This window comes from Paenibacillus sp. JT31N11 (assembly GCF_056269285.1).
The window spans coordinates 407,061-430,226 of record NZ_JBWDNQ010000004.1 but is presented as its reverse complement, the minus strand read 5'-3'; the positions used below and the strand labels follow the sequence as shown (position 1 = coordinate 430,226).

Annotated in this window: 22 protein-coding genes and 1 pseudogene; 7 read left to right on the top strand and 16 right to left on the bottom strand. The window is 52.2% G+C overall.

Annotated features, from left to right (window positions below; all coding sequences use genetic code 11):
• Positions 1 to 112: 112 nt before the first annotated feature.
• From AC0YNV_RS17800 to AC0YNV_RS17780, 5 genes and pseudogenes are all read right to left on the bottom strand, one after another.
• Positions 113 to 685, bottom strand: coding sequence for a YjgB family protein (locus AC0YNV_RS17800; protein ID WP_475769230.1), 573 nt, complete (start codon positions 683 to 685; stop codon positions 113 to 115).
• A gap of 126 nt (positions 686 to 811) precedes the next feature.
• Entirely contained in the window at positions 812 to 1,387 is a 576-nt protein-coding gene (locus AC0YNV_RS17795; protein ID WP_475769229.1) for an NADPH-dependent FMN reductase, read from the bottom strand.
• 89 nt (positions 1,388 to 1,476) lie between these two features.
• Positions 1,477 to 1,588, bottom strand: a pseudogene (locus AC0YNV_RS17790) (NAD(P)H:quinone oxidoreductase, type IV); the annotation flags it as partial.
• Between the two features lie 45 nt (positions 1,589 to 1,633).
• Positions 1,634 to 2,245, bottom strand: coding sequence for a flavin reductase family protein (locus tag AC0YNV_RS17785; RefSeq protein WP_475769228.1), 612 nt, complete (start codon positions 2,243 to 2,245; stop codon positions 1,634 to 1,636).
• A gap of 99 nt (positions 2,246 to 2,344) precedes the next feature.
• Positions 2,345 to 3,295 (bottom strand): ring-cleaving dioxygenase, encoded by a 951-nt coding sequence (locus tag AC0YNV_RS17780; RefSeq protein WP_475769368.1) that lies wholly within the window; start codon positions 3,293 to 3,295, stop codon positions 2,345 to 2,347.
• 916 nt (positions 3,296 to 4,211) lie between these two features.
• On the opposite strand from AC0YNV_RS17780, the gene AC0YNV_RS17775 reads away from it, so the two are divergent.
• The 4 genes from AC0YNV_RS17775 to AC0YNV_RS17760 all read left to right on the top strand — a co-directional run bounded on the left by AC0YNV_RS17775 (position 4,212) and on the right by AC0YNV_RS17760 (position 7,209).
• Positions 4,212 to 5,567 (top strand): cytochrome ubiquinol oxidase subunit I, encoded by a 1,356-nt coding sequence (locus tag AC0YNV_RS17775; protein ID WP_475769227.1) that lies wholly within the window; start codon positions 4,212 to 4,214, stop codon positions 5,565 to 5,567.
• Positions 5,564 to 6,589 carry a cytochrome d ubiquinol oxidase subunit II gene (locus AC0YNV_RS17770; RefSeq protein WP_475769226.1) on the top strand — a complete coding sequence of 342 codons (1,026 nt, stop codon included), beginning with the start codon at positions 5,564 to 5,566 and terminating at the stop codon, positions 6,587 to 6,589. Before AC0YNV_RS17775 ends, AC0YNV_RS17770 begins: the two co-directional genes overlap by 4 nt.
• 68 nt (positions 6,590 to 6,657) lie before the next feature.
• On the top strand, positions 6,658 to 6,762 hold the full coding sequence (gene cydS, locus AC0YNV_RS17765) for a cytochrome bd oxidase small subunit CydS family protein (RefSeq protein WP_475769225.1): 105 nt from the start codon (positions 6,658 to 6,660) through the stop codon (positions 6,760 to 6,762).
• Positions 6,763 to 6,906: 144 nt separating this feature from the next.
• Positions 6,907 to 7,209, top strand: coding sequence for a hypothetical protein (locus AC0YNV_RS17760; RefSeq protein ID WP_475769224.1), 303 nt, complete (start codon positions 6,907 to 6,909; stop codon positions 7,207 to 7,209).
• A gap of 222 nt (positions 7,210 to 7,431) precedes the next feature.
• Here the strand turns inward: AC0YNV_RS17760 and AC0YNV_RS17755 are convergent, their stop codons facing one another.
• On the bottom strand, positions 7,432 to 8,511 hold the full coding sequence (locus tag AC0YNV_RS17755; RefSeq protein ID WP_210037284.1) for a Gfo/Idh/MocA family protein: 1,080 nt from the start codon (positions 8,509 to 8,511) through the stop codon (positions 7,432 to 7,434).
• A 162-nt stretch (positions 8,512 to 8,673) separates the two neighbouring features.
• On the opposite strand from AC0YNV_RS17755, the gene AC0YNV_RS17750 reads away from it, so the two are divergent.
• Positions 8,674 to 9,543, top strand: a complete 870-nt coding sequence (locus AC0YNV_RS17750; protein WP_210037283.1) for an AraC family transcriptional regulator — start codon at positions 8,674 to 8,676, stop codon at positions 9,541 to 9,543.
• Between the two features lie 113 nt (positions 9,544 to 9,656).
• Here the strand turns inward: AC0YNV_RS17750 and AC0YNV_RS17745 are convergent, their stop codons facing one another.
• The 3 genes from AC0YNV_RS17745 to AC0YNV_RS17735 form a co-directional block, all read right to left on the bottom strand.
• Positions 9,657 to 10,376, bottom strand: a complete 720-nt coding sequence (locus AC0YNV_RS17745; RefSeq protein WP_210037282.1) for a response regulator transcription factor — start codon at positions 10,374 to 10,376, stop codon at positions 9,657 to 9,659.
• Between the two features lie 106 nt (positions 10,377 to 10,482).
• Complete coding sequence (pnpS, locus tag AC0YNV_RS17740) at positions 10,483 to 12,282, bottom strand: two-component system histidine kinase PnpS (RefSeq protein ID WP_475769223.1); 1,800 nt, start codon at positions 12,280 to 12,282, stop codon at positions 10,483 to 10,485.
• A 194-nt stretch (positions 12,283 to 12,476) separates the two neighbouring features.
• Positions 12,477 to 14,021 (bottom strand): fumarate hydratase, encoded by a 1,545-nt coding sequence (locus tag AC0YNV_RS17735; protein WP_475769222.1) that lies wholly within the window; start codon positions 14,019 to 14,021, stop codon positions 12,477 to 12,479.
• A gap of 104 nt (positions 14,022 to 14,125) precedes the next feature.
• Between AC0YNV_RS17735 and yfbR the strand changes: the two genes are divergently transcribed.
• Both yfbR and AC0YNV_RS17725 read left to right on the top strand, forming a co-directional pair.
• On the top strand, positions 14,126 to 14,806 hold the full coding sequence (gene yfbR / locus AC0YNV_RS17730; RefSeq protein ID WP_475769221.1) for a 5'-deoxynucleotidase: 681 nt from the start codon (positions 14,126 to 14,128) through the stop codon (positions 14,804 to 14,806).
• Positions 14,807 to 14,893: 87 nt separating this feature from the next.
• The gene (locus tag AC0YNV_RS17725) at positions 14,894 to 15,901 is read left to right on the top strand and encodes an SDR family oxidoreductase (protein ID WP_475769220.1); all 1,008 of its coding nucleotides are present in this window, start codon (positions 14,894 to 14,896) and stop codon (positions 15,899 to 15,901) included.
• 11 nt (positions 15,902 to 15,912) lie between these two features.
• Here the strand turns inward: AC0YNV_RS17725 and AC0YNV_RS17720 are convergent, their stop codons facing one another.
• The 7 genes from AC0YNV_RS17720 to AC0YNV_RS17690 form a co-directional block, all read right to left on the bottom strand.
• On the bottom strand, positions 15,913 to 16,563 hold the full coding sequence (locus tag AC0YNV_RS17720; protein ID WP_475769219.1) for a D-sedoheptulose-7-phosphate isomerase: 651 nt from the start codon (positions 16,561 to 16,563) through the stop codon (positions 15,913 to 15,915).
• Between the two features lie 5 nt (positions 16,564 to 16,568).
• On the bottom strand, positions 16,569 to 17,576 hold the full coding sequence (locus AC0YNV_RS17715) for an ROK family protein (RefSeq protein ID WP_475769218.1): 1,008 nt from the start codon (positions 17,574 to 17,576) through the stop codon (positions 16,569 to 16,571).
• 30 nt (positions 17,577 to 17,606) lie between these two features.
• On the bottom strand, positions 17,607 to 18,767 hold the full coding sequence (locus tag AC0YNV_RS17710; protein WP_475769217.1) for an ROK family transcriptional regulator: 1,161 nt from the start codon (positions 18,765 to 18,767) through the stop codon (positions 17,607 to 17,609).
• 163 nt (positions 18,768 to 18,930) lie between these two features.
• Complete coding sequence (locus AC0YNV_RS17705) at positions 18,931 to 19,155, bottom strand: hypothetical protein (RefSeq protein ID WP_475769216.1); 225 nt, start codon at positions 19,153 to 19,155, stop codon at positions 18,931 to 18,933.
• A 51-nt stretch (positions 19,156 to 19,206) separates the two neighbouring features.
• Entirely contained in the window at positions 19,207 to 20,325 is a 1,119-nt protein-coding gene (rpoD, locus tag AC0YNV_RS17700) for an RNA polymerase sigma factor RpoD (RefSeq protein ID WP_210037273.1), read from the bottom strand.
• A 232-nt stretch (positions 20,326 to 20,557) separates the two neighbouring features.
• Positions 20,558 to 21,358 carry a response regulator transcription factor gene (locus AC0YNV_RS17695; RefSeq protein ID WP_475769215.1) on the bottom strand — a complete coding sequence of 267 codons (801 nt, stop codon included), beginning with the start codon at positions 21,356 to 21,358 and terminating at the stop codon, positions 20,558 to 20,560.
• Complete coding sequence (locus tag AC0YNV_RS17690; protein ID WP_475769214.1) at positions 21,355 to 23,163, bottom strand: sensor histidine kinase; 1,809 nt, start codon at positions 23,161 to 23,163, stop codon at positions 21,355 to 21,357. Before AC0YNV_RS17690 ends, AC0YNV_RS17695 begins: the two co-directional genes overlap by 4 nt.
• Positions 23,164 to 23,166: the final 3 nt, after the last annotated feature.

The following is a 23,166-nucleotide window of genomic DNA, read 5'->3' as shown; positions in this document are numbered from 1 at the left end:
GACAACGCTGCAGCATTCAAACCGGTTAACACAGCCTTTTTTGCCCGTTTTTTCAGGTACAGACTCGTCTTTTCAGCCGACGAGTCTGTATTGTGTGCGTGCAGATCCCCGTTCAGCGCTTAAGCAGGTTGATATGATCGAGATTCGTACTGGTGTTGAAAATAAACACGAGTTTGTATTTGCCTCGGTAATAGGTGATTTTCTGCTGCACCAAGGATCCGTTCCGGATGATGACCGAGTAGGAAGGCGCGCCCCACTGCCTGAAAAGCAATCGTTTCGTTATGCCTCCAATATTCGTCTGCCGTTCAATATTGGTCCCGAAGTAGCGCATTTCGCGAATCCTGTTCAGCTTGTAGGCGATGGCATAACCAGGGTGCCCCATCTCCGCATGATACATGTCGAACGCATCCGCGTTCGTTCTCGGCTTGTCCGGCTGGCCAATCTTGCCAATGACGGTCCGACGGGTGCTTACCCCTATTTTCAGCCCGTTCACCGAGCCGGGGAACCGACCATTCAGCGCCGGCTTATAGAAGCTGTTTAGCGTCCTCAGCGCCCTTACCGCATCTTCCGCGCTCGCTTGCCGCATCGTCTCTGACGCTTCTTGGGCGTCAGCATGAGCGGCTAATCCGGATGTGAGTACAAGACTGGAGAGCGTTACGGCTAGTAAGGCTTTACGAAGGTTCATAATTGAAGGTCCTCCTGCGTTCGATTTGTTGAGCAGTATTTGCTCATCTCTGGTAATTTACCCTGTTGCCCAATCGGTTACTCGCAGGAATAATATTGCAATGCATCGTCCACTTGTCCTTCTCCCTTAATCCAAAGAAGGAACCTGATCGATCCAAAGGATGAATTGCTGTACGTAGCGCTTCAGATACTTGCGGGTAGCTTCGTCGGTCAATAGGCGCCGTTCCAGATCCACCTTATCCATTACTTGCGAAATGTACATCTTTTGAAAAGGAAGCACAAGTGCTTGAGTCGCCTCCAACGTCTGTCTGATCTGCTGCTGCGACAGGATCGTACCTTTGACCCCTGGAGTTGCGCCTACCAGCCCGACCGGCTTTCTGCGCAGAGCGGCGGTTTTGGTCGGAGTCGAAGCCCAGTCCAGAGCGTTTTTCAAGACACCGGGAATACCCGAATTGTACTCAGGGCTAACAATAATGATACCGTCGACCCGCTTAATCGCTTCGCGGAAGCGTTGGACGGGCTCAGGGCCGTCTCCATGATCTGTATCTTCGTTGTACAAGGGGAGATCCGCTATGGATATCGACTCGTAGACGATCGAGTCATCCAACTCGGGTATAGCAGCAGCAATCATGCGGTTGAACGAGTTTTCTCTTAAACTTCCTACTATCAATCCGACCTTCTTTGTTCTCCAATCAAGTGCCATCTTTGTTTCTCCTCCAATAACCTTTTGATTTTTAAACATCCGCTATCAGCCGATCAGAAGATATGGCCATTTCTGCATCAGCTGAGCGGAGTCTTGGTATTCACAACTTTATTAGCAAGCTTATCCTCCGAACCAGAGTCCTCCCGTAGTATCGAGGACTTGTTGCATCGACCCTGGCATGTTGCCGAAGCGAGTTTGTAACACTGAATAACGGGCACTTGACCCGCATAAAGCGTTTCGTGCCAGTTATCCCGGCCGTTCAAGGGTAAATATTCTGCCCAAGGCCGCATAGAAATTTCCTGCCATACGGCTGACGGGCGCTAGCTTCGCCGCATCTATTCTCCCGTCCTGCAGAATGTCTTCCGAGATCCGAAAACGGACCACGCGCGCGATCAACAGGTCACAACCCGGTGTTTCTTCCGTCCCTCCAAGTTCAATAGCATGTTCAAGAACACATTCCATCCGAAACTTTGACTCTGCAATCCCCGGAACCTTAACCGCTTCACTGTCGCTCGGCGTTAGCCCTGCAAGCACCACTTCACTTTCGTCAGGAGGCAAAGTCGCTGCGGTCTGATTAATATGTTCGACATTGGCCTCGTCAACGATGTGAACAACAAGCTCGCCCGTAGTAATGGCGTTTCGTGCCGTATCCTTCATCTCGCCATTCTTGCGCTGCACCGATAAGGATAAAAGCGGAGGACTGCTGGAAACGATTGAAAAATAGCTGAATGGCGCGCCATTCAATATCCCTTGCTCCGACAGCGTGGTAACGAATGCAATCGGGCGCGGAACGACGCTGCCGATGAGAAGCTTATAATTATCCCTGTCGCTTTGCACTTCCGGATCTATAGAAATCATATCGTTCCTCCTGATAAACACAATATACGGATATGCTGCCCTGGTTCAGAAAATCGTAAAGCTCTTTGTTCGGAAAATAAGATTCTCCTCTCATTCCCTTCATTGCCTGACCTCCTTCAGTTCACGGACTTGGATCGGATCCAGCTTCGCTTCGAGCTGCGCGCGGCGGGGTTCGAACCAGGATGGAAGCATCAATTTTTCTCCCAGAAATTCTGCATCCTCATCTCTGGAAAATCCCGGTGGATCCGTAGCGATCTCGAACAGGATCCCTCCGGCTTCCCGGAAATAAATCGCATTGAAATACTGACGGTCTTTAATTTCAGTCGGTTGGTAACCGGATTGAAGCACATGGTTTTGCCATTTTACATGCTCGTCAAAATCTTTGGCCCGCCAAGCAATATGGTGTACTGTACCGGCGCCGCCGGCTCCCAACTCCATATTGGTTACCGCCACGTCAATGAGGTTTCCAACATCAGCTGACGTTTGAAAACGCGCATAACCTTGATCCTCACCGACTTTCTTCATGCCAAGAATATGCTCCAGGGCGTCCATTGTTTTTGCCGGGTCGATACTAAAGAGGACGGCTCCGCCAAATCCTTTGATCGCTTTATCGGTGGGAACCCCGCCGAATGACCATTCGCTATTCGATCCTTCCGCCCGTTCCACGATTTCCAGCCGAAGCCCTTCCTTATCCGCGAACTGAAGATACTGCTCGGAGAATCTGAAAGCCTTCGTCACCGAGATGCCAAAGCGCTTAAGCCGATCTTCCCAGAAGCCGAGTGCGCCTGCCGGAACAACAAATGTGGTAATCCCCACTTGTCCGCCGCCAACCCGTCCCTTCCTGGAAGTGGGCCACGGGAAGAAGGTGATGATTGTGCCAGGGCTGCCGGCCTTGTTGCCGAAGTACAAATGATACACCTCCGGGGCGTCGAAGTTAATGGTTTTCTTCACAAGCCGAAGGCCAAGAATGCCTGCGTAAAAATCGACGTTCTCCTGCGGATTTCTTGCAAAAGCCGTAATATGGTGAATTCCTGTTGTTTGTAACGACATCATTAATCACTCCTATATGATTCGAATTTTTGTTTGCGGATTAAAATCATTTATTTTCATGTTCATTATCTTATTTTTAAGATATATGGCGGTGTTCGACTCTGCTGCCCGCTTTGGGCCCATTTACCCATTCTCTTCAGTGTATCAGTAGTTTCGTGCTTTCATCTAAGGTAAAAGTCTTCATTCGTGCCATACCTGCATGCACGAATAGCTTAAGTGATGTTTCGTGTTTTTCATCCAATTGTGTTGGCCCCGAAATCCGCCTCCTTTAATCTTTATTTTAAATATCTTTAATTAAAGATAATATATTTCCCGTATGATGTCAACCGTTTTTCTATTTCAGCGTATAGCCAGCATAACGTGAGATTTGCCGGATCTCCTAAACAAGTCAGTTGAAATTATAAACTTTTATTCCGAAAGACTGTATCGAACCCGTCACTCTCTTCATGACTCGGATGACCCTCAACCTCTATAATATTTGGTTCATGGTTTATGCAGTCGATTTTCGACGATCGAGTCCGGACTGACACGGTAGCTCTTAGCGAGTTCTTTCAGCCACTCCTACGACTTCTAGTCGGGAGCAGACGCTTATGACACCACACAACCTTCATTCAACACTTTGACAACAATTAGTCAACCACTGGTCACAATTCATTGTGAAAATAATCACAAATCAGCTTATACTATAAATATAAGTCAATTGGATCACTAAGGAAGAAGGGATACCTATGGTTGACAAGGATCAGAATAAATCGGGCGAACGTATAGCAAAACAGGAGAAACGCTTAATCATATTATGCATCGCTGTAGCGTTCATAATGCTGCTCGCTTTATCCCGGCGCATATTTTAAAACGAAATTGAATATGGGGCTGCAATTATTCATTTTATTTCATTATCAACAGGAGGGATTCAACCATGCTGCTTAGCGGATACGATCCGGTCATGTACAGCCGAATACTAACATCATTCACCCTCGCTTTTCACATTATTTATGCGACGGTCGGCGTCGGGGTGCCGCTTATGATCGCACTTGCGGAGTGGATCGGTATCAGACGCAATGACGCTCACTACCTGCTCCTGGCCAGACGTTGGGCGCGCGGGTTCGTCATCACCGTGGCAGTCGGCGTTGTGACGGGAACTGCTATCGGACTGCAGCTCAGTCTGCTCTGGCCCAGCTTCATGCGCGTAGCCGGCCAATCCATCGCGCTGCCGCTGTTTATGGAGACCTTCGCTTTCTTCTTCGAAGCGATTTTTCTTGGAATCTACCTGTACACCTGGGACCGCTTCAAGAATAAAATGGTTCACTTCTGGCTGCTCGTGCCTGTTGTGATCGGATCATCCGCATCGGCGTTCTTCATTACAGTCGTCAATGCATTCATGAATGCGCCAGCCGGCGTAACGGTCGTAGATGGCGCGATTACCGATATTTCACCGTTCGGGGCAATGTTGAGCCCGGCTATGCCGACCAAAGTCTCGCATGTCCTGATCACTGCTTACACGACATGCGCCTTCGCGCTTGCCGCCATTGCCGCTTTTTCGCTGCTGAAGGGCCGCAATCACGTCTATCACAAAAAAGCGCTGAAGATGACGATGGTATCCGCCTTTGTTTTCCTTATCGGCAGCGCAGTCATTGGCGATTTATCCGGTAAATACCTGGCGAACTACCAGCCGGAGAAGCTGGCCGCCATGGAATGGCATTTTGAAACCTCTTCGCAGGCCCCCCTTGTGCTCGGCGGTATCCTGGATGCGAATAATAACATTAAATACGGGCTGAAAATCCCCTATGCCCTCAGTATATTGGCTCATGGACTGCCTAACGCGGAAGTTACGGGGCTTAACGATATTCCCGATGACGAGGAGCCGCCGCTGTGGATCCATTATCTGTTTGATATCAAAATGGGCTTTGTCGCCTTGATGGTTCTGATCTCGGTTGTATTCATGCTGGTGCTGTGGCGCAAACGCCATCTTGCTTACACGAACAAATGGCTGCTGCGCGCCATTGTGCTTGCCGCCCCGGTCTCGATGCTGACGATCGAGCATGGCTGGATATTCGCAGAGGTTGGACGCCAGCCATGGATTCTGCATGGCATCATGAAGACCTCCGAAGGCGCCACAACCTCGGATCATGTGGATACGATGCTGATCGTGTTCACCGCCTTGTACGCTGTGCTCGGCTTCACCTCCGTGCGTGTGCTGATCAAGATGTTCAAAAGCAATCATGTGGAGGATGAAATGAAAGCCAGAGGGATTGAGGAGGGCGATGGACAATGAGTTATGAAGTGCTTGGCATATCCGTACTCTGGGTCTTTCTGTTCGGCTATCTCATTGTGGCCTCCATCGACTTCGGCGCCGGATTCTTCAGCTATTACAGCACGATTACGGGGAAACGCCATCTGATCCAAAACATCATTGAACGGTACTTGTCGCCGGTGTGGGAAGTAACCAACGTCTTTCTCGTCTTCTTCTTCGTCGGCATCGTCGGCTTCTTCCCGGATACCGCCTATTATTACGGAACCGCCTTGCTGGTTCCCGGGAGCGTTGCGATTGTGCTGCTGGCTGTCCGCGGCGCTTATTATGCCTTCAGCGCTTACGGCTCCAAGAAGAATAACCGCTTCTATATCATGCTTTACGGAGCAAGCGGCCTGCTTATACCGGCGGCATTATCTACCGTGATGACCATTTCCGAGGGCGGCTACATCGCTGTCGATGCCAATGGCAAGGTCAGCTTCCTGTTCAGCAGGCTGCTCACCAGCAGCTACTCCTGGACTGTCGTACTGCTGGCTCTCGTAAGTGTGCTGTATATCTCGGCAATGTTCCTGAGCTACTATGCCAATCGCGCGAATGACCGCAATGCTTTTGAAGTGGTGCGCAAGTATGCGCTCGCCTGGAGCGGACCGACCATATTAAGCAGCCTGCTTGTTTTTTTCGCAATCCGCAATCACAATCCGGAGCATTTCCGGCAGATGCAGTCCTATGCCTGGATGTTTGTCCTGTCATTCGCCTGCTTTCTGATTGCCGTCTATCTGTTATATACACGCAAAAGATTGGGTCTTTCCTTTATCTTCGTCATGCTGCAGTTTGGGTTCGCATTCTTCGGGTACGGAGCAGCACATTTGCCTTATATATTATATCCTTACTTAACCATCTACGATAATTTCACAAGCGAGCCCATGGCCCTTGCTCTGATTGCCGTATTTATTCTTGGACTGCTGCTGCTGATTCCATCCCTATACCTGCTCATGCGGCTGTTCCTGTTCGATGCCAAGTACGTTCAGGGCAAACGGGGAAAATAAAAATAGTGTAAAACTTAGCCTATGCTTTCGATGCAGTTTTACTCCGTAAAACTTTAGGAGGGAATCATATGGAGGATTTTTTGATATTCGTCGCCCCATTTCTTGTTGTTGCCTTCGCGATCGTATTTATCTTCTGGCTGTTCGGGAGAAAGCCGAAGCAACCAGACCAGTGATTTTCGCATAGCAGCCTTACAGGACTCTATACCAGCTCATGGCAGCGGATAGAGTCCTGTTTCTATGGAAGGTCAAAAGCAATTGTGGATTGGCCGCTGCTTTCGTTATAATGGGATCATCTGTTTCACTAGGAGAGTGTGCTCATGAACAGCAAAGAAATAGAACAATGGGTTGCAGCGAACTATCAGCGGGACGAACAGATGATGGTGGACGCCTTCGCCCAATGGTGCATCAATCATGATCTTGATCCTGTGGAATTATACATACGCGCCTATCCGAATCAAGCGGCTAACGAGGCTTTGAACCAGGCCGTCTCCTTGTCCCTCCCGAAGGAAGAAGCCCCTGTGATCGATGATGATGCCCTGCTTCATATTTTAATGGTGTTTGATAATGAAGAGCTTGGTTTTGTCGTAAGCGGGGAAATCGCCAAGCGCAAGAAACGCTGACTTTGTCCATAACGAGGAATGCAGCCCTTTATCATTGATCAAATCAGTCCAGAATGAAGCTCCTTCAATTAAGGTGTCACATATGAAAAAAGAGCTGAGCCGTTGAGAAATAACGGTTCAGCTCTTTTTGATTTACTTCACAAATCCGGACAATCCGGCTGGTTCACAGCCCTGCTTGCCTGCCTAACCTGTGATTCCTGGCATGTTGCTGCTGCAATAAACTTAGTCGAAATAAACGGCTTTGCCGGTACGTGCCGACTCGTAGATGGCTTCAAGAACTTCGGAAACGACCAAAGCCTGTTCCGGTTTAACCAGTACATCTTTATCGTTCAGGATAGCGTCTACCCATGTGTGCATTTCCAGCACGGAAGGCTCTTCGCTTGCGCCATCGTAGAAAGCGACGCCGCCGCTGTTCAGCTCGATATCGTTGACATACAGACGGCTGTTTTTCTCGCCGTTGATGCGCAGACCGTTCTTCATGTCCGCACCTGCTTTGGTACCGGAGAGCGAAACTTTCGCTTCATCGATATCAAGCGAGTTAAGCGCCCAGCTGGCTTCGATTACGATCGATGCACCGTTCTCCATTGTAATCATGGCAAATGCCGAATCTTCAACGGTGAACTTCGCCGGATCCCAAGATCCCCAAGCGTTAGCCGCATTCTCGGTTTGGGACAGCTTGTGATAAGTACGTCCAAGAACAGCCTTAGGCTTGTAGTTGTCCATCATCCACAGCACCAGATCAAGTGCATGCGTACCGATATCGATCAGCGGACCTCCGCCTTGCTTCTCTTCGTCCAGGAAAACGCCCCATGTTGGAACGGCGCGACGACGAATAGCATGCGCACGCGCATAATAAATCTCGCCAAGCTCGCCTTCCGTACACAGCTGCTTCAGGTAGCGGCTGTCGCTACGGAAACGGTTGTTGTAGCCAATGCTCAGCTTCTTGCCTGTACGCTGCGAGGTTTCCAGCATGCGGCGTGCGTCAGCAGCTATCTTCGCCATTGGCTTCTCGCACAATACGTGCTTGCCGGCTTCCATAGCGGCGATCGAAATTTCCGCATGGGAATCATTCGGCGTACAAACATGAACGGCATCAATCGAGGAATCGCTGAGCAATTCATGATAGTTGCTGTATACTTTTGATTCAGAGCTGCCGTATTTCTCTTTGGCGTCTTCTGCACGATCAACTACGATATCGCAGAATGCGACAATTTCTGCATCCTGTACCTTTGCAAGACTTGGCAAATGCTTACCGTTTGCGATACCTCCGCAGCCGATGATGCCAATACGTAACTTCGACATTGATTCTACCTCCATAATGTGAACTTCATATATTTTTTATTGCATGCTGCTTGTTTCATGACACAACAAACACTAGAATAAGTATAGACGATTCCGACTACAAAAAACCAGCTTCGGAATGGCGCTGCTTTTATGTGATTTTGTCGTCGAAGGGATGGTAGCGTGGAAGTTTATAACGAAAAAGTAGACTATGAAAACCCTCTTTTGTCGATTCGGGTGTATCAGTCCCAGCGAAATCATGATTTCACCATAAACTGGCATTATCATCGGGAGATTGAATTGCTTCTTGTCAACGAGGGTGTTCTGGATGTTTATATAGATGAAGAATTGGTACGCCTCGAAGCGGGCGATGTGGCCATTATCGGCTCCAGCCAGCTGCACCGCGACCGCAGCCTGGGAGTCCCGCTGAATTATAATGTGCTCCAATTCGACATTGAGCAATTTTTTGATCACAGCACAATGCCCTATATGCGTTTTTTCTCCGAGACGAAGAATCCGCTCAGCCGGGCGAATTACATTTTCCAGGAGAACGAGCAGGCCAACAAGGAGGCCGCGGACTGCATCCGGGCGATCCTTAAGGAAGTCACGTTCAAGCAGACCGGCTATGAACTGGCCGTCAGCATGATTATCAAGAAATTGCTGCTGCTGCTCATCCGCAGCGACACAAAAAAAATGCTCGCCGAACGCGAGGATTTTGACCGGGCGCGCCTTCGCAACGTGCTGGATTTTGTTGAGGATCACCTCACGGACCGCATCCAGGTGGAAGAAGTCAGCAAGATGGCCAATATGAGCTACTACTATTTCGTGAAGTTTTTCAAGAAGGCCATTGGCCTGTCCTTTACCGAGTATGTCAATTACCGCAAGATCAAATGGGCCGAGCGGATACTGCTGACCAAGGATCTGAGCATATCCGAGGTAGGCGACCATATTGGGATGCCCAATATGGCCCATTTCTATAAAATGTTCAAAAAATACAACGACTGCTCGCCCAAGCAGTTTCAGAAGCGGATGCTAGCCTGGAACCGTGGATAAACGCCAGGAAGGAAGAAACGTCATTCGCCATCCTCAGGCGGCAAAGTTGATTTCTTCCATTGGGACATTATTCTCGATAAGGCTATAAGGCAGAAAAAAGCCCGGATCACCGATTATTTCGATGATCCGAGCTTTTTTGGCATTACAAGCTTGTAGCCGACGCCGCGGATGGATTCAATCTGAACCGATTGCTGCCCAAGCTCCAGCTTCTTGCGCAGGGAGCTGACATGCACATCCACTGTACGCTGGCCGCCGATATAATCAAAGCCCCACACGACGTTCATCAGATCATCGCGCGTGATGACCATGCCCGGCCGCTGCACCAGATATAGCAGCACTTCAAACTCCTTCGGACGCAGGGGGATGGAATCCCCGCCCAGCACAACCTCGTACCGCTCCGGATAAATGGACAAATCGCCTGCCGTAATGACCTTGCCTGTCGTCTCGCTTGGCTTGCCTTCTTCCTGACTTGTCCGGCGAAGCACGGCCGAGACCCGCGCCAGAAGCTCCGCAACGCCAAACGGCTTGGTCATATAATCATCAGCGCCATGCTTGAGCCCCTGAACAACCTCTTCCTCGGCGTTGCGTGCCGTCAGCACGATAACAGGTGTCCGGTTGCCGCTTTGACGCAGCCTCGTTAAGATCTCAAATCCATTCATCCCCGGTAACATAATATCCAGAATAATCAGTTCAAACGAACGCTGCAGCGCGACTTGCAAACCCTCTGCACCATGATCGATAACTGTCGTGTCATACCCTTCCTGCGTTAAATTGTAGGAGAGCAATCTCGCCAGTGTCGGTTCGTCTTCAATGACCAGCACTCTTTGCGACATGTAGACCCCCAGCCTTCGCGCATGACTCCACGCGCGATTCCACTTTCTTATATATCTTAATCATATCATTCATGGAGAAGAATCGTCCAGCCTTGTTAACTGGAGGTCACTGCAGCACCGGCAGTACGATCGTGAAGGTCGAGCCGACACCAACGGTACTTTCAACGGTTATGGAGCCTTTATGCAGCTCCACCAGATGCTTGACGATCGACAAGCCAAGGCCTGTTCCGCCCGATCCGCGTGATCTTGCCTTGTCCACACGGTAGAAGCGCTCGAAGATGCGCGGCAGATCCTTCTTGGGAATACCGATGCCCGAATCCGAAATAGAGATGCGGATATGATCGTAGTCTTCCCCGTCGGATACATATCTGGTACCCGCTACCGGTCTGACGACAATCGTCACATGCCCGCCTTCCGGCGTATAGCTGATTCCATTGGCCAGCAAATTCATGATGATTTGCCGCAGCCTGTCCTCGTCGGCCTCCGCGTAGATTCCAGGCTCCGCTTTCAGAGAAACGACGATATGCTTGCGGGCGGCCTCCGCGGACATCAGCTTGATGGATTTGTCGATAAAGGACGAGAGCTCCACAGGCGAGAACTGCAGCGGAATACGGCGCGACTCAATCTTCGAGAGCTCCAGAATATCGCCGATCAAACGGTTCAGGCGGTCGCTCTCGTCAAAAATAATTTGCAGAAAGGAGCGCGCCGTCTCCGGATCGTCCACCGCTCCGCCAAGAAGCGTCTCGGCGAAGCCTTTCACCGCCGTAATCGGCGTTTTCAGCTCATGCGAAACATTGGCGACAAACTCGCTGCGCATCCGCTCCAGCCGCCGGATGGCCGACACATCCTGAAGCACCAGCAGCACGCCGCCGAACTCTTCATCCTGAAAGATCGGAACGAGATTGAGATCAAGCAAACGCTCTTCGGGAAAATAAAATGTAATTTCCTCGCGCAGATGCTCTTTGCGTTCAAGTCCGTCCTGGATAATTTGCAGCAGCTCATACTGCTGCTTCGCCTCCAGATAATGCCGCCCGACCAGCTCCTTCGAGGAGATGCCCAGCATCTCCTCGGCGCAGCGGTTCATCAGCACAATGCTTCCATCCCGGTCGATCATCATAACGCCGTCAATCATATTGTCAAGCACGCTTGCCAGTTGGCTTTCGTTCTGATGAATACGTTCCATCTGTACCTGCAGACCATCCGCCATGGCATTGATAGCCAGACCAAGCTCTCCGATTTCATCATGGCCCTTCACGGATACTCTTGCCCGGTAATCCAGGTTTTTGATCCGTTTGGATACGCGGGTAATCTGCTCCAGCGGCCTTGTAAGCCCTCTGGCCACACGGAAGCTGATAAATACCGCCACTACGAACAGAATAAGCAGACCAACGAGCAGCGTGGTCCAGATCCGCGTGATGCTCTCATCGACCTCCTTGAGGCTGAGCGACAGACGGATTATACCCGCTTCCGGCCGTTTCGGATCGACAAGCATGGCCACGTACAGCAGATTTTGATCAATCGTATCGCTGCGGCGTATCGATCTGCCGACGCCGGACTTCTCCGCTTCCTGTACCTCGGCCCGCTGCAGATGGTTGTCCATGGTCTCGGGATCATGATCGGAATCGCCCAGCACCACGCCGCTGCCGTTGATGAAGGTAACCCGCGAGTCTGTAATCTTCTTCAGCCGCTGAGCTTCCTGCGTATAGTAGCCATACAGCTCCTCCGGCGTCCCGTCGCGCCACTCCATTTGATCCAAAATAATTCTCATCTCTCGCACCATATTATCCTGCAGCGCATCCAGATGGTTATTCTTAAAGGTTTTGCCCATAAAGAGACCGGCAGCCAATACCGAAAGGCCGATCAGTGTAATCATTATTATGGTCAGCCTTGTGCGAAAGCTATTCATCCCGTTATACCCCCAAGCTTTTCTTCCAAGCTTCATCGTACCTGTACAGAAGCTCCCATGCCAAGTGTTCTATTGTTAAGCTTTTGTAAATAAACACAAAGCCCTGTGCTTGGGGAAAAAGAAATCCCTCGGATCTGCATCCAGGGATCAGGTAAATATCCGGTTTAAACATGAGAATTATGATTGCTTATATTTTATACAAAAACCGGTTCTTTAAACTGTGCCAGCTTGGCAAAGGAATCCTGCTCGACATCCGCGTGCAGGCTGTTGCCGTGCGCATCCATCGTGACGATAGCGGCGAAGCCCTCTGTTTTCAAATGCCACATCGCTTCCGGTATGCCGAATTCCATATGATCAACGCCGTTCACCTGCTTGAAGCATTCCGCGTAATATTGAGCCGCTCCGCCGATGGCATTCAAGTAAACCGCTCCGTGCTCCTGCAGAGCGGCGAGCGTCCTGGGACCCATACCGCCCTTGCCGATGACCGCGCGGATGCCGAATTTCTTGATAATATCACCTTGATACGGCTCTTCGCGGATGCTCGTTGTCGGTCCGGCAGCCTTCACATGCCAGCCTTCCTCATCCTTTAGCATAACCGGACCGCAGTGATAAATAACCGCACCGTTCAAATCAATCGGTGCATCGTGATCCATCAGATATTTATGCATCGCATCTCTGCCTGTGTGCATTTCGCCATTGATGACGACGATGTCGCCGACCTTCAGACTGCGCATCTGTTCTTCCGTAAAAGGCGTGTTCAGAACGACCTCGCGGCGCTCCTCCTGCCCTGTCACCGCCTCGGCAGCGGCATCTGCCGCCTGCGATACCATCGGGGTATCCGAACCGCTTGGATAGATCCATTCCTTGATTTCGCCGGAATCCGCATTCAGCAGCACGCCCTGGCGGCGATAGGCCCAGCAGTTGTAAGCGACGGAGACGAAGAAGCTGGCTGGCAGCCGGTTCATAACGCCCGCTTTGCAGCCGAGCAATGTCACTTGGCCGCCAAAGCCCATTGTGCCAATCCCCAGCTTGTTGGCATTCTCCATCACATAATGCTCCAGCTTGCGGAGCTCCGGATCGGGGTTCATATCGTCAACGTGGCGGAACAGCTGCTGCTTGGCCAGCTCGTAGCCCGTTGTGCGGTCGCCGCCGATCCCGACGCCGATGAAACCGGCGCTGCAGCCTTGGCCCTGTGCCTGATACACCGCATGCATGACGCATTTGCGGATGCCGTCCAGATCGCGTCCCGCCTTGCCCAGTCCTTCAAGCTCAGTGGGCAGACTGTATTGAATGTTTTTATTCTCGCAGCCGCCGCCCTTGAGTATCAGACGAACATCGATATCGTCCTTCTCCCACTGCTCGAAATGGATAACGGGCGTGCCCGGACCGAGATTATCTCCCGTATTCGCGCCGGTCAGGGAATCGACGGAATTCGTCCGCAGCTTGCCGTCCTTGGTGGCGCGGGCAATAGCGTTTTTGATCTGCTGCTTCATGATGATTTGATTGGCTCCGACAGGCGTATGAACGATAAAGGTCGGCATGCCGGTATCCTGGCAGATGGGCGAAACATTGGCTTCGGCCATCTCGATATTGGTTGCGATGGTGGATAGGGATAAGCCGGCCCGTGTAGCGCGGTCCTCGGCCTCCTGGGCCGCCTGAATGACCTTGCGCACATCTCCGGGAAGATTGGTTGAGGTTTCCACAACAAGTTTATAGACGCTTTCTTCGAACTGATGCATAAATGAGTGCTGTCTCCTCTCACTGGTCGCGTAAGTTTTTTAGCTATATAATAACATATACAACCTATGGCAGCATATCGTTTCTCAAGGAGTGTAACCAAGCTATGGACAGTCATTTCATCGCCTATATGTACCGTCTGCAATATATCGAGCGCTGGAGCCTCATGCGCAATACGACGCGTGAAAATGTAGCCGAGCATTCGTACCATGTAGCCCTGCTCGCCCACATGCTGTGCGAGATCGGCAACCGCATATTCGGGCGCAAGCTGAATGCGGACAGAGCGGCGTCGATGGCGCTGTTTCACGATGCCACGGAAGTGTTCACCGGCGATATCCCTACGCCGGTCAAGCATCACAATCCGAGGATGCTCGCGAATTTCCGCGAGCTTGAGGCCATGGCTGCCGAGAGGCTGCTCGGCATGGTTCCCCAGGCGCTGCAGCCGGCTTATGCGCCGCTCGTCAGCGGCAAAGCGGCGCATGTGACATCGATGGCGGCAGACGCAGCAGAAGCAGGCGCAGAGGCTGACAGCACCGCCGGCTTGCCGCCCCGGCCGGACGCCGGGCAGGAGCGCGAGCTGCTGAAGATCCTCAAGGCGGCCGATTTGCTCGATGCCTATATCAAATGCTTGTCCGAGCTGTCCTCCGGCAACCGGGAGTTTGCCGTTGCCAAGGGTCAGATCGAGCAGTCTCTGGCCCTCCTGAGAATGCCGGAGATCGACTGGTTCCTGACCCATATGGCGCCAAGCTTCAGCAAGACGCTGGACGAGCTCTCGGCTGACGAATGAAAAGGGAAGCAAAAGTTGATCGGAAAAGAAGGGTTTGGGAGCAGAAATGGGGAATACCTTCTGGATAACAGAGAGGAGAATGTGAAGATGAAGGTATTGTTTATCGGTGGAACGGGCATTATCAGCGAGGCAGTCTCCAGACTGGCTATTGAACGGGGTCATGACCTGTATTTGTTCAACCGCGGCAAGCGCGATGAGCTGGTGCCCGAGGGAGCCAAGGTCATTCAGGGCGATATCCGCGATCCGGAAGCGGCGGCATCGCTGCTTGCGGAGCATCAGTTCGACAGCGTCGTCGACTGGATTTCCTACACCCCGGACCAGGTTCAGACCAGCATCAAGCTTTTCAAGGGAAGAACCGCCCAGTATGTCTATATCAGCTCGGCATCCGCTTACCAGAAGCCGCCCGAGCACTATATCATAACGGAAGAAACTCCGCTCTCCAACCCGTATTGGCAGTATTCCCGGGATAAAATCGCCTGCGAGGAATTGCTGGCTGCTGAACATATGGAAAGCGGCTTCCCTTACACGATTGTCAGACCTTCCTTTACGTATGGCAATACGATGATCCCCGCTTCTATAAGCAGCTGGCAGCATCCATGGTCCCTGGTGGACCGTATGCGCCAAGGCAAAAAAATCATCATTCACGGAGACGGAACCTCGCTCTGGACCATGACGCATAACACGGACTTCGCCGTAGGCTTCTTGGGACTGCTGGGGCATCCCGAAGCCATTGGCGAAGCCTTCCATATTACATCGGATGAAGTCATCAGCTGGAATCAGCTGTATGTATCCATCGCCGCGGCTGCCGGAGCGGAGCTGTCTGCCGTCCATATCTCGTCCGATTTTCTGTGCACCTACTCCCCCGACCTGATCGGCGGCCTGCTGGGCGACAAAGCCGTCAGCAGCGTCTTCGACAACAGCAAAATCAAACGCCTTGTGCCGGAGTTTAATGCCAAGCTGTCGTTTGCCGAAGGTATCCGCCGCTCGGTCGAATGGTTTGAGGCGCGTCCGGAAAAGTGCACCATCGATGAAGAATGGAATAATTGGTCCGATACCGTTATCGCCGCTTATGAGAAGGGCTTCAACAGGAGCTAACGCCCTTTTGCTCATTCTGGGTACGGGCTGAAGAAACGATCCTCCAGTGCGATGCATAAGGCGTGGTAAATGGGCAGATGACGCTCCTGAATATCGGGAGTACTGTCCCATGGCAAACAAATGACCGCATCGCACAGCTCTTTCATTCTTCCGCCCGTTCTTCCCGTCAGACCGATCGTCTTCATCCCTTTGGCTTTGGCTACTTGAAAGGCGCGGACCACGTTGCGGGAATTGCCGGAGGTGCTCAGACCAATCAGAGCGTCACCGGGTCTGCCATAGCCGTAAACCTGCTGGGCAAACACCATATCCGCCGAAACATCATTCATGAACGCTGTCATCAGCGCCGTATGGCTGACCAGCGAAATCGCAGGGAGCGCGCCCTGCAGATTATCGCAAATCTCCGCTTCCTCGCCCGGGAATAAAGCCCCGACCTCCTCACGAAAAGCCGCCGGAACCGGCCGCTTCTGCATAAACCCCTTCATCAGCTCCCCGACTATATGCTCACTGTCGGAAGCACTCCCGCCATTGCCGCACACAAGCACCTGGCCGCCCATGCTGTAGCAGCCTTCCAGCAGCTCATAAGCCTTCCCGATATCGGACAGGCAGCTGTCAAGCTCGGGATATTTTGACGTCAAAGCAGAAAATACGGGTTTAATTATCATTAGGTTTACCCCTCTCTTAGTTGTTCCAGTTGATAAGCGGCTACGGACAAGCTGGCATAATCTCCGATCTGCTCGCCAAGCGCAGCCGGAACGATGCGGCATACATTCAGGGAATACGGCAGCGTCTCTGCCTTCAGCACCTCGAAGAGCGTCTCATCCAGCAGCGCCTGCTGGCGCGCATAGATGCTGCCTATGACAATCTGCTGCGGATTCAAAACATCAATCAGCAGAGACAGGCCTTTTCCAAGCTTGCTGCCCACCAGGCGGAACACCTCGACCGCAAGCGGATCGCCCTGCCGCGCCGACAGGCCGACACGCTCCGCTGTTACACCGGCCAGATCCGACGCTTGCGGACAGTATGCCGGACGTTCTCCCCTTGCGTGGGCTTCGATGGCTTTCGCCTGGGCAAGCCGGGCAATGCCGCCTCCGCTGCAGAAGCCCTCGAACGAGCCTGTTTTTCCGTAGCCGACCGGCCCCTCGTCTTCAATCCGCATATGCCCGACTTCACCAGCCATGTCATTGGTTCCCGAGTACAGCCTGCCGTTCAGGATCAGACCCGAGCCCATCCCTGTCCCGAAGGTTAGAAAAATAACATTCTCGAGCCCCCTGCCCGCGCCCCATTTCCATTCCGCAACGGCGCATGCATTGGCATCGTTTTGCAATCCTGCAGGAACACGGAACCGCCTGGAAAAATAGTCCACGACCTCAATACCATCCCATCCAGGCAAATTAGGGGGAGACAATATTATCCCCCGCCTGCTGTCCAGCGGCCCGCCGCAGCTGATTCCGATACCTGCAAGAGGCGGCCCGCTTTTATGACCTTCTTCATAGGTTCCCGCCAGTTCCGCCAGCAGCTGCCTCAACGCTTCTTCGATGCGCGCAAGAGCAAGCTCGGGGCTTGGAGGAGTTGCAAAACGCTGCTTGGCGATGATATCAATTCCGCCCATGTGCTCCTGTCCCAGACTGACCGCACATTTGGTTCCTCCGATGTCGATTCCGGCAAGAAGACTCATTACCTTAATCATCCTCTCTATTTTCGTTGGCTAAAGCAGCAGCTCGTGGAACACCAGCGAAGCTGCTCCAATCGCTCCGGCCTCCTGCTTCAGGGCAGAAACACCGATGCGCACTTGAGCAACTCTGGCGCGAAGCGGCTGCGCCTCCACCCTCTCCCTCAAGACCGGCAGAAAAATCTCCTCTGCCAGGTGAAAATGATCCCCGCCCAGCACGATCAAATCCACATCAAGCAGATTGACCGCTGTGACCATGGCCTGTGCCATATATCCGGCAGCGCGGCTTACGATTTCCATGAACACGGTGCCTGGCTTTGCCGCTTGGACAAGCTGGCGTATATCGCGAAAATTACCATAGGCCGAAGCTTCGCGCAGCAGAGCAGGTATCGAAGCATAGGCCTCCAGACAGCCATATCCGCCGCATAGGCATGGCCGCCCATTGCTCTCTACGATAATATGGCCCAGCTCAACGGCATTCCCGCTCTGCCCCCGATATATTTCATCGCCGGCTACCAGACCGCCGCCAATCCCCATCCCCCAATACGCATACAAAAAAGAATCCGTCCCCCATCTTCCCGCCCAATGCTCGCCGATGGCCGCTACCGTGGAGCTGTTGTCGATCACGACCGGACAGCCAAGCTCTCCGTGCAGATGGTCCCGGATCGGAATACGGGACCAGGCTTCATAATCAGGAGGTGATACCACTTCTCCGCGGACGTAGTCGATCGGACCGGGCGTGCCGATTCCTACCCCGACTATTTTGTCGCGGATGGAAGCATATTCGGCCCCCTTCAGGATGGATGATGCATAACCGGTCATACGGTCCATCGTTTGCAGGGGAGGTTCCTGCGCAGTAATCGGCTCGCATTCATAATGGATCACATGACCCCGGAGATCGACCAGCGCCTTGGACAAGCTGTCACGCTCCATGCAAAACCCGATGGCATAAGCTCCTTCGGCGCGAAGCTCCAGCTGCACCCGGTTTCGCCCGCGCCCCCCGTTCCCTGCCGTACCTGTCTCCTTCAGCAGCCCCTCCTCCATAAAGCGTCGGACAACATTGGTAAGTGTCTGTGGGCTTAGGCCGGTATAATCCGCGAGCGCAGCCCTGGAGATGGGGGCCTGCTGCCTTATGGCGTGCAGGACAATGGATTCATTGATCCGCTTTAGCTGCCGCTGTGAAGATGGGATTGCCATAGCCGCTTATAGCCCCCTGCCATAATTTAATTAATCCAATACTTTGATTATATCATAACGGAAGACACTGCCCCCGTCCATCATCAAAAATAAAAAAAGTTGTCCCCAGCCATTAGAATGGCCCGGAACAACTTTTTAGTCGCAAAACTATAAAATACCCTTCTTACTTCGAGTTATCCCGCCACTCCACCAGGAACTCGCCTTCGAAGGATTCACCTTCATATTTGCTGTGCTCTTCAATAGCATTGCCGCATTCGCAGGAGATCTGGTCAGCGCCGTAATTATCGGTGCCAAACACGATCCGCTCGTTCCGGAATGCACGCTTGCCGGGAGTCACTTTGTATTCCTCGCCGCAATTCAGACAACGTATGACAAAACCTGCTTCCATACGATTCCCTCCCTCAGGCTAATGATGGATCAGAAAACACGCTCCTGTATGCTAATCCAGAAATTCCTTCAGCCGCTTGCTCCGGCTCGGATGTCTGAGCTTGCGCAGCGCCTTTGCTTCAATCTGACGAATACGCTCGCGGGTCACTCCGAACACTTTGCCTACCTCTTCAAGGGTCCGCGTACGCCCGTCATCGATCCCGAACCGCAGGCGAAGCACGTTTTCCTCGCGCTCCGAGAGCGTGTCGAGCACATCCTTCAGCTGATCCTTCAGCAGTTCAAAGGCAGCGGCATCCGCTGGGGCGGGCGCATCCTGATCCTCAATAAAGTCGCCCAGATTGGAATCATTTTCTTCACCAATAGGAGTTTCAAGCGATACCGGCTCCTGCGATATTTTCATGATATCGCGGACCTTCTCCGGTGTCAGCTCCATTTCCTTGGCAATTTCTTCGGGGAAAGGCTCACGTCCGAGCTCCTGAAGCAGCTGTCTGGAGATGCGTACATATTTGTTGATTGTCTCCACCATATGAACAGGAATCCGAATCGTTCTGGCCTGATCCGCAATGGAGCGGGTAATGGCCTGTCTAATCCACCATGTGGCATAAGTGCTGAACTTGAAGCCTTTTGTATAATCAAACTTGTCCACTGCCTTGATCAGACCCATATTGCCTTCCTGGATCAAATCAAGGAACAGCATGCCACGCCCTACATATCTTCGCGCTATACTGACAACAAGACGCAAATTCGCTTCCGCCAGTCTGCGCTTTGCTTCTTCATCTCCAAGGTTGATTCTTTTCGCCAGGTCGACCTCATCAAGCGCCGAGAGCAGCGGAACACGACCGATTTCCTTTAAATACATGCGGACGGAATCATTGATCTTGATGCCGGGAGGCAGTGTCAGGTCATCGCCGTAATTCAGCTCGTCCAGATCCCGGTCGCCCGGCTCCTTCGGCGCATCGTCGATGGCTTCATGCTCCACTTCAATTCCCAGCTCGGACAGCTGTTCAAAAAAATCATCGATATCCTGCGTGTCCTGGTCAAAAGGAGCGAGCTTCTCAATAATTGTCTTGTCGCTGAGCGAAGAGCCCTTCTTGCCTTGCTCGATCAATAATTCCTTCGTCTGTTCAAGCGTAAGATCCGTATCTGATTGCTTTAGATAATCGTTCTCCATAATCCAGCTCCCTCTCTATGGAAACCATTTTGCGGCCGCTCCGAGCACTTTTTCGCGCTTGACAAAGAATTGATAAAGTGCTATCATAAATCTACATGAGTTTATTATGATACCATAACCGATATTGTATCACAAACGCCTTTTTCAATCAATAATATCCACCAAATTCCTAACAATAAATTTCAAACCTGACTATCAGCCGACTTCCCTGTGAAGCCGGCTTTTTATTTTATTATGATCCTTCGTCCGTACCCCTAGCCTCCGGATGATTCAGACGGAATTCCGTCGGATTCTCCCCGGTGTATCTCATAAATACCTTCGTGAAATAACGGCGCTCGGCATAACCCACTTCCTTGGCGATTTGGGCAACGCTTTTGGGGGAATGCACGAGCATCGACTTGGCTTTCTCCATACGCTGGCGCGTCACGTATTCAATAAAGGTTTCGCCATAGGTCTGCTTGAACAGCAGGCTGAAATGCGAACAGGAAAGTCCTGCATGGGTAGCCGCCTCTTCGACACTCAGGTCACGGAACAAATGCAGGTCCATATAGGCGCGGGCCTCAATCATCAATCGCTGCGTCTGCTTCCGCTTAACGGAAGAATCCGCCGCCTCAGAGCCCTGCCCCTGTTCTTCTTCCTTCACCTGCAGCCGTTTGCCGCGATGTCCGGCCATAACGCGGGCAATAACTTCCGTCAGCTCGTCGTAGGGGATCGGCTTCAGCACATAATCCTTGACCCCGAACTGCATGGCGGTACGGGTATACGCAAAATCCTGATAACCCGACAGCATAATAATATCGCAGTTTATCCCCTGTTCCCTGATATGGCGGATCAGCTCAAGCCCGTCCATAACAGGCATGCGGATATCGCACAGGACGAGATCGACAGGCTCCGCCTGCAGCTGTTTAAGCGCTTCTACTCCGTTCCTCGCCGTGCCGGCAATCTTCAGGCCCAGCGTTTCCCAAGGGATAACCTTCTCCAAGTTGCGGGTAATATGGCGCTCGTCATCCACCAGAAGAACTTTTCCGTTCACATCTCATCACCTCTGCTTCGCGGTATCCGGATACGGATAACTGTGCCGTACCCTCCCTGACTGCATATACGCAGCCCGTATGCCGGTCCGTAATGAATTCGCAGACGGTCGGCTACATTCCGCAGCCCAAGTCCGCGCCGCTCGCCGAGCTCGGCAGCATCGGCCAGTCCTGGATTCTCCTGCTCCTCGCCGCTCAAGCGTCTGAGCGCCGCTTCATTCATGCCGATTCCGTTATCCTTAATCTCGAACTCCACGGCTCCTTCCCTGAGCCTTACGGCAATCGCAATTAAACCGACCCCTTCAAGCCCTTCGAACCCATGCTGAATGCAGTTTTCCACCAACGGCTGCAGAGTCAGCTTGAGCACCTCATAATCCAGCACTTCCTCCTCTACATCCAGGGTATAGGTGAAGATCTCCTCGAATCTGTATGTCTGAATTTCCAGATAGCTTCGCACATGCTCAACCTCCTGCCGGACGGTAATAACCTCCGATTGATGCATGCTTGTACGAAGCAGATTGCTGAGTCTGCGGACCATCTGCATAATCTTGGCTCCTTCATTCTGAGCGGCCATTGCGTTGATCGATTCCAGGGTGTTGAACAGAAAATGCGGCTTGATCTGTGCCTGCATCAGCATCATCTCCGCCCGCTGTTTCCTCTCCTGCTCAGTCCGTACCTCATGCAGCAAACGGCTGATCGTCTCCACCATGCTGTTGAAGCTGCGGGCCAGCAGTACCGTTTCATCGCGGCCGGCGGCCGGCACGCGGATATCGAGCATACCCTGCTCCACCAGCCGCATCTTGCGGACAACCCGAATAATAGCCTTGGCTACGCGGCTGACGAAGAAAATATTGAACAGCACCGCCGAGATCAGGCACAGCAGGGTAATGCCGCCGATCCACTGCACGAATCTGACATTCTCGCTGGTCAGGGACTGCCATGATTTCACGGATACCAAAACCCAACCATTGCGGTCCAGATTGTAAGCCGATACCAGAGAATCCTCATCGCCAAAGGATGACCGCTGGCTGGCATAACGCTCTGTTCCCTGCAGCTTGAGAGTCGTCTGCGAATCCGTCTCTTTGCCTTCCAGAGCATGAAGGCTGTCCAGCATGACCAGGCCGTCCCGGTTCACAATCAGGTAACGCGTCTTGGTCTGCTCCTCGCTTGGCAGCGCGAAATCCTGAAGCATGCTGTCTATTTCATTGGTTTTGACCTGTGTGATCATAATCCCCCGGTCATTCAAGGTTTCGTAGTCTTTGACCAGCCGCATCTGAGTGAACAAAGAAAGATCACTACCCGTCAGCTCCTGCTGCTCATATGGCCCGATCCAGACAGGAAGGCCGTTCTTCTCCATCACTTCCTTGTAGATGGGGTGGCTCTGCAGCAGCTCATAGGAAATCGGGCGGAAATTTGTCGGATCATTGCGTGAGGATTTGAAAATCGAACCGTCCTTGCCATACAGCATGATCATGCTGAGTGCCGGATTCTGAAACAAAATCCGCCCAAGCGATTTTTCATATTGGCCGATTGCAATAAGACTGCTGGCATCTCCCCTTGGATCAAGCGAGCTCCGGAGCGCATCCTGCACATAGGAGCTGGTGACGCTTGAATCCGTCAATTGGTCAAGCTCCTTGAAAAAATATCGGATATTGCCCCCGACTGCCTTCAATGTAATTTCCGTCTGCTCGCTGTATTTCTTCTCCAGGAGACGCTCCGAATTGACGAAGGAGGCAATTCCCAGAGCGACCAGCGGAACAACAATCAATCCGATAAAAGCAAGCAGCAGCTTCGGCCGCAAATTCATCGC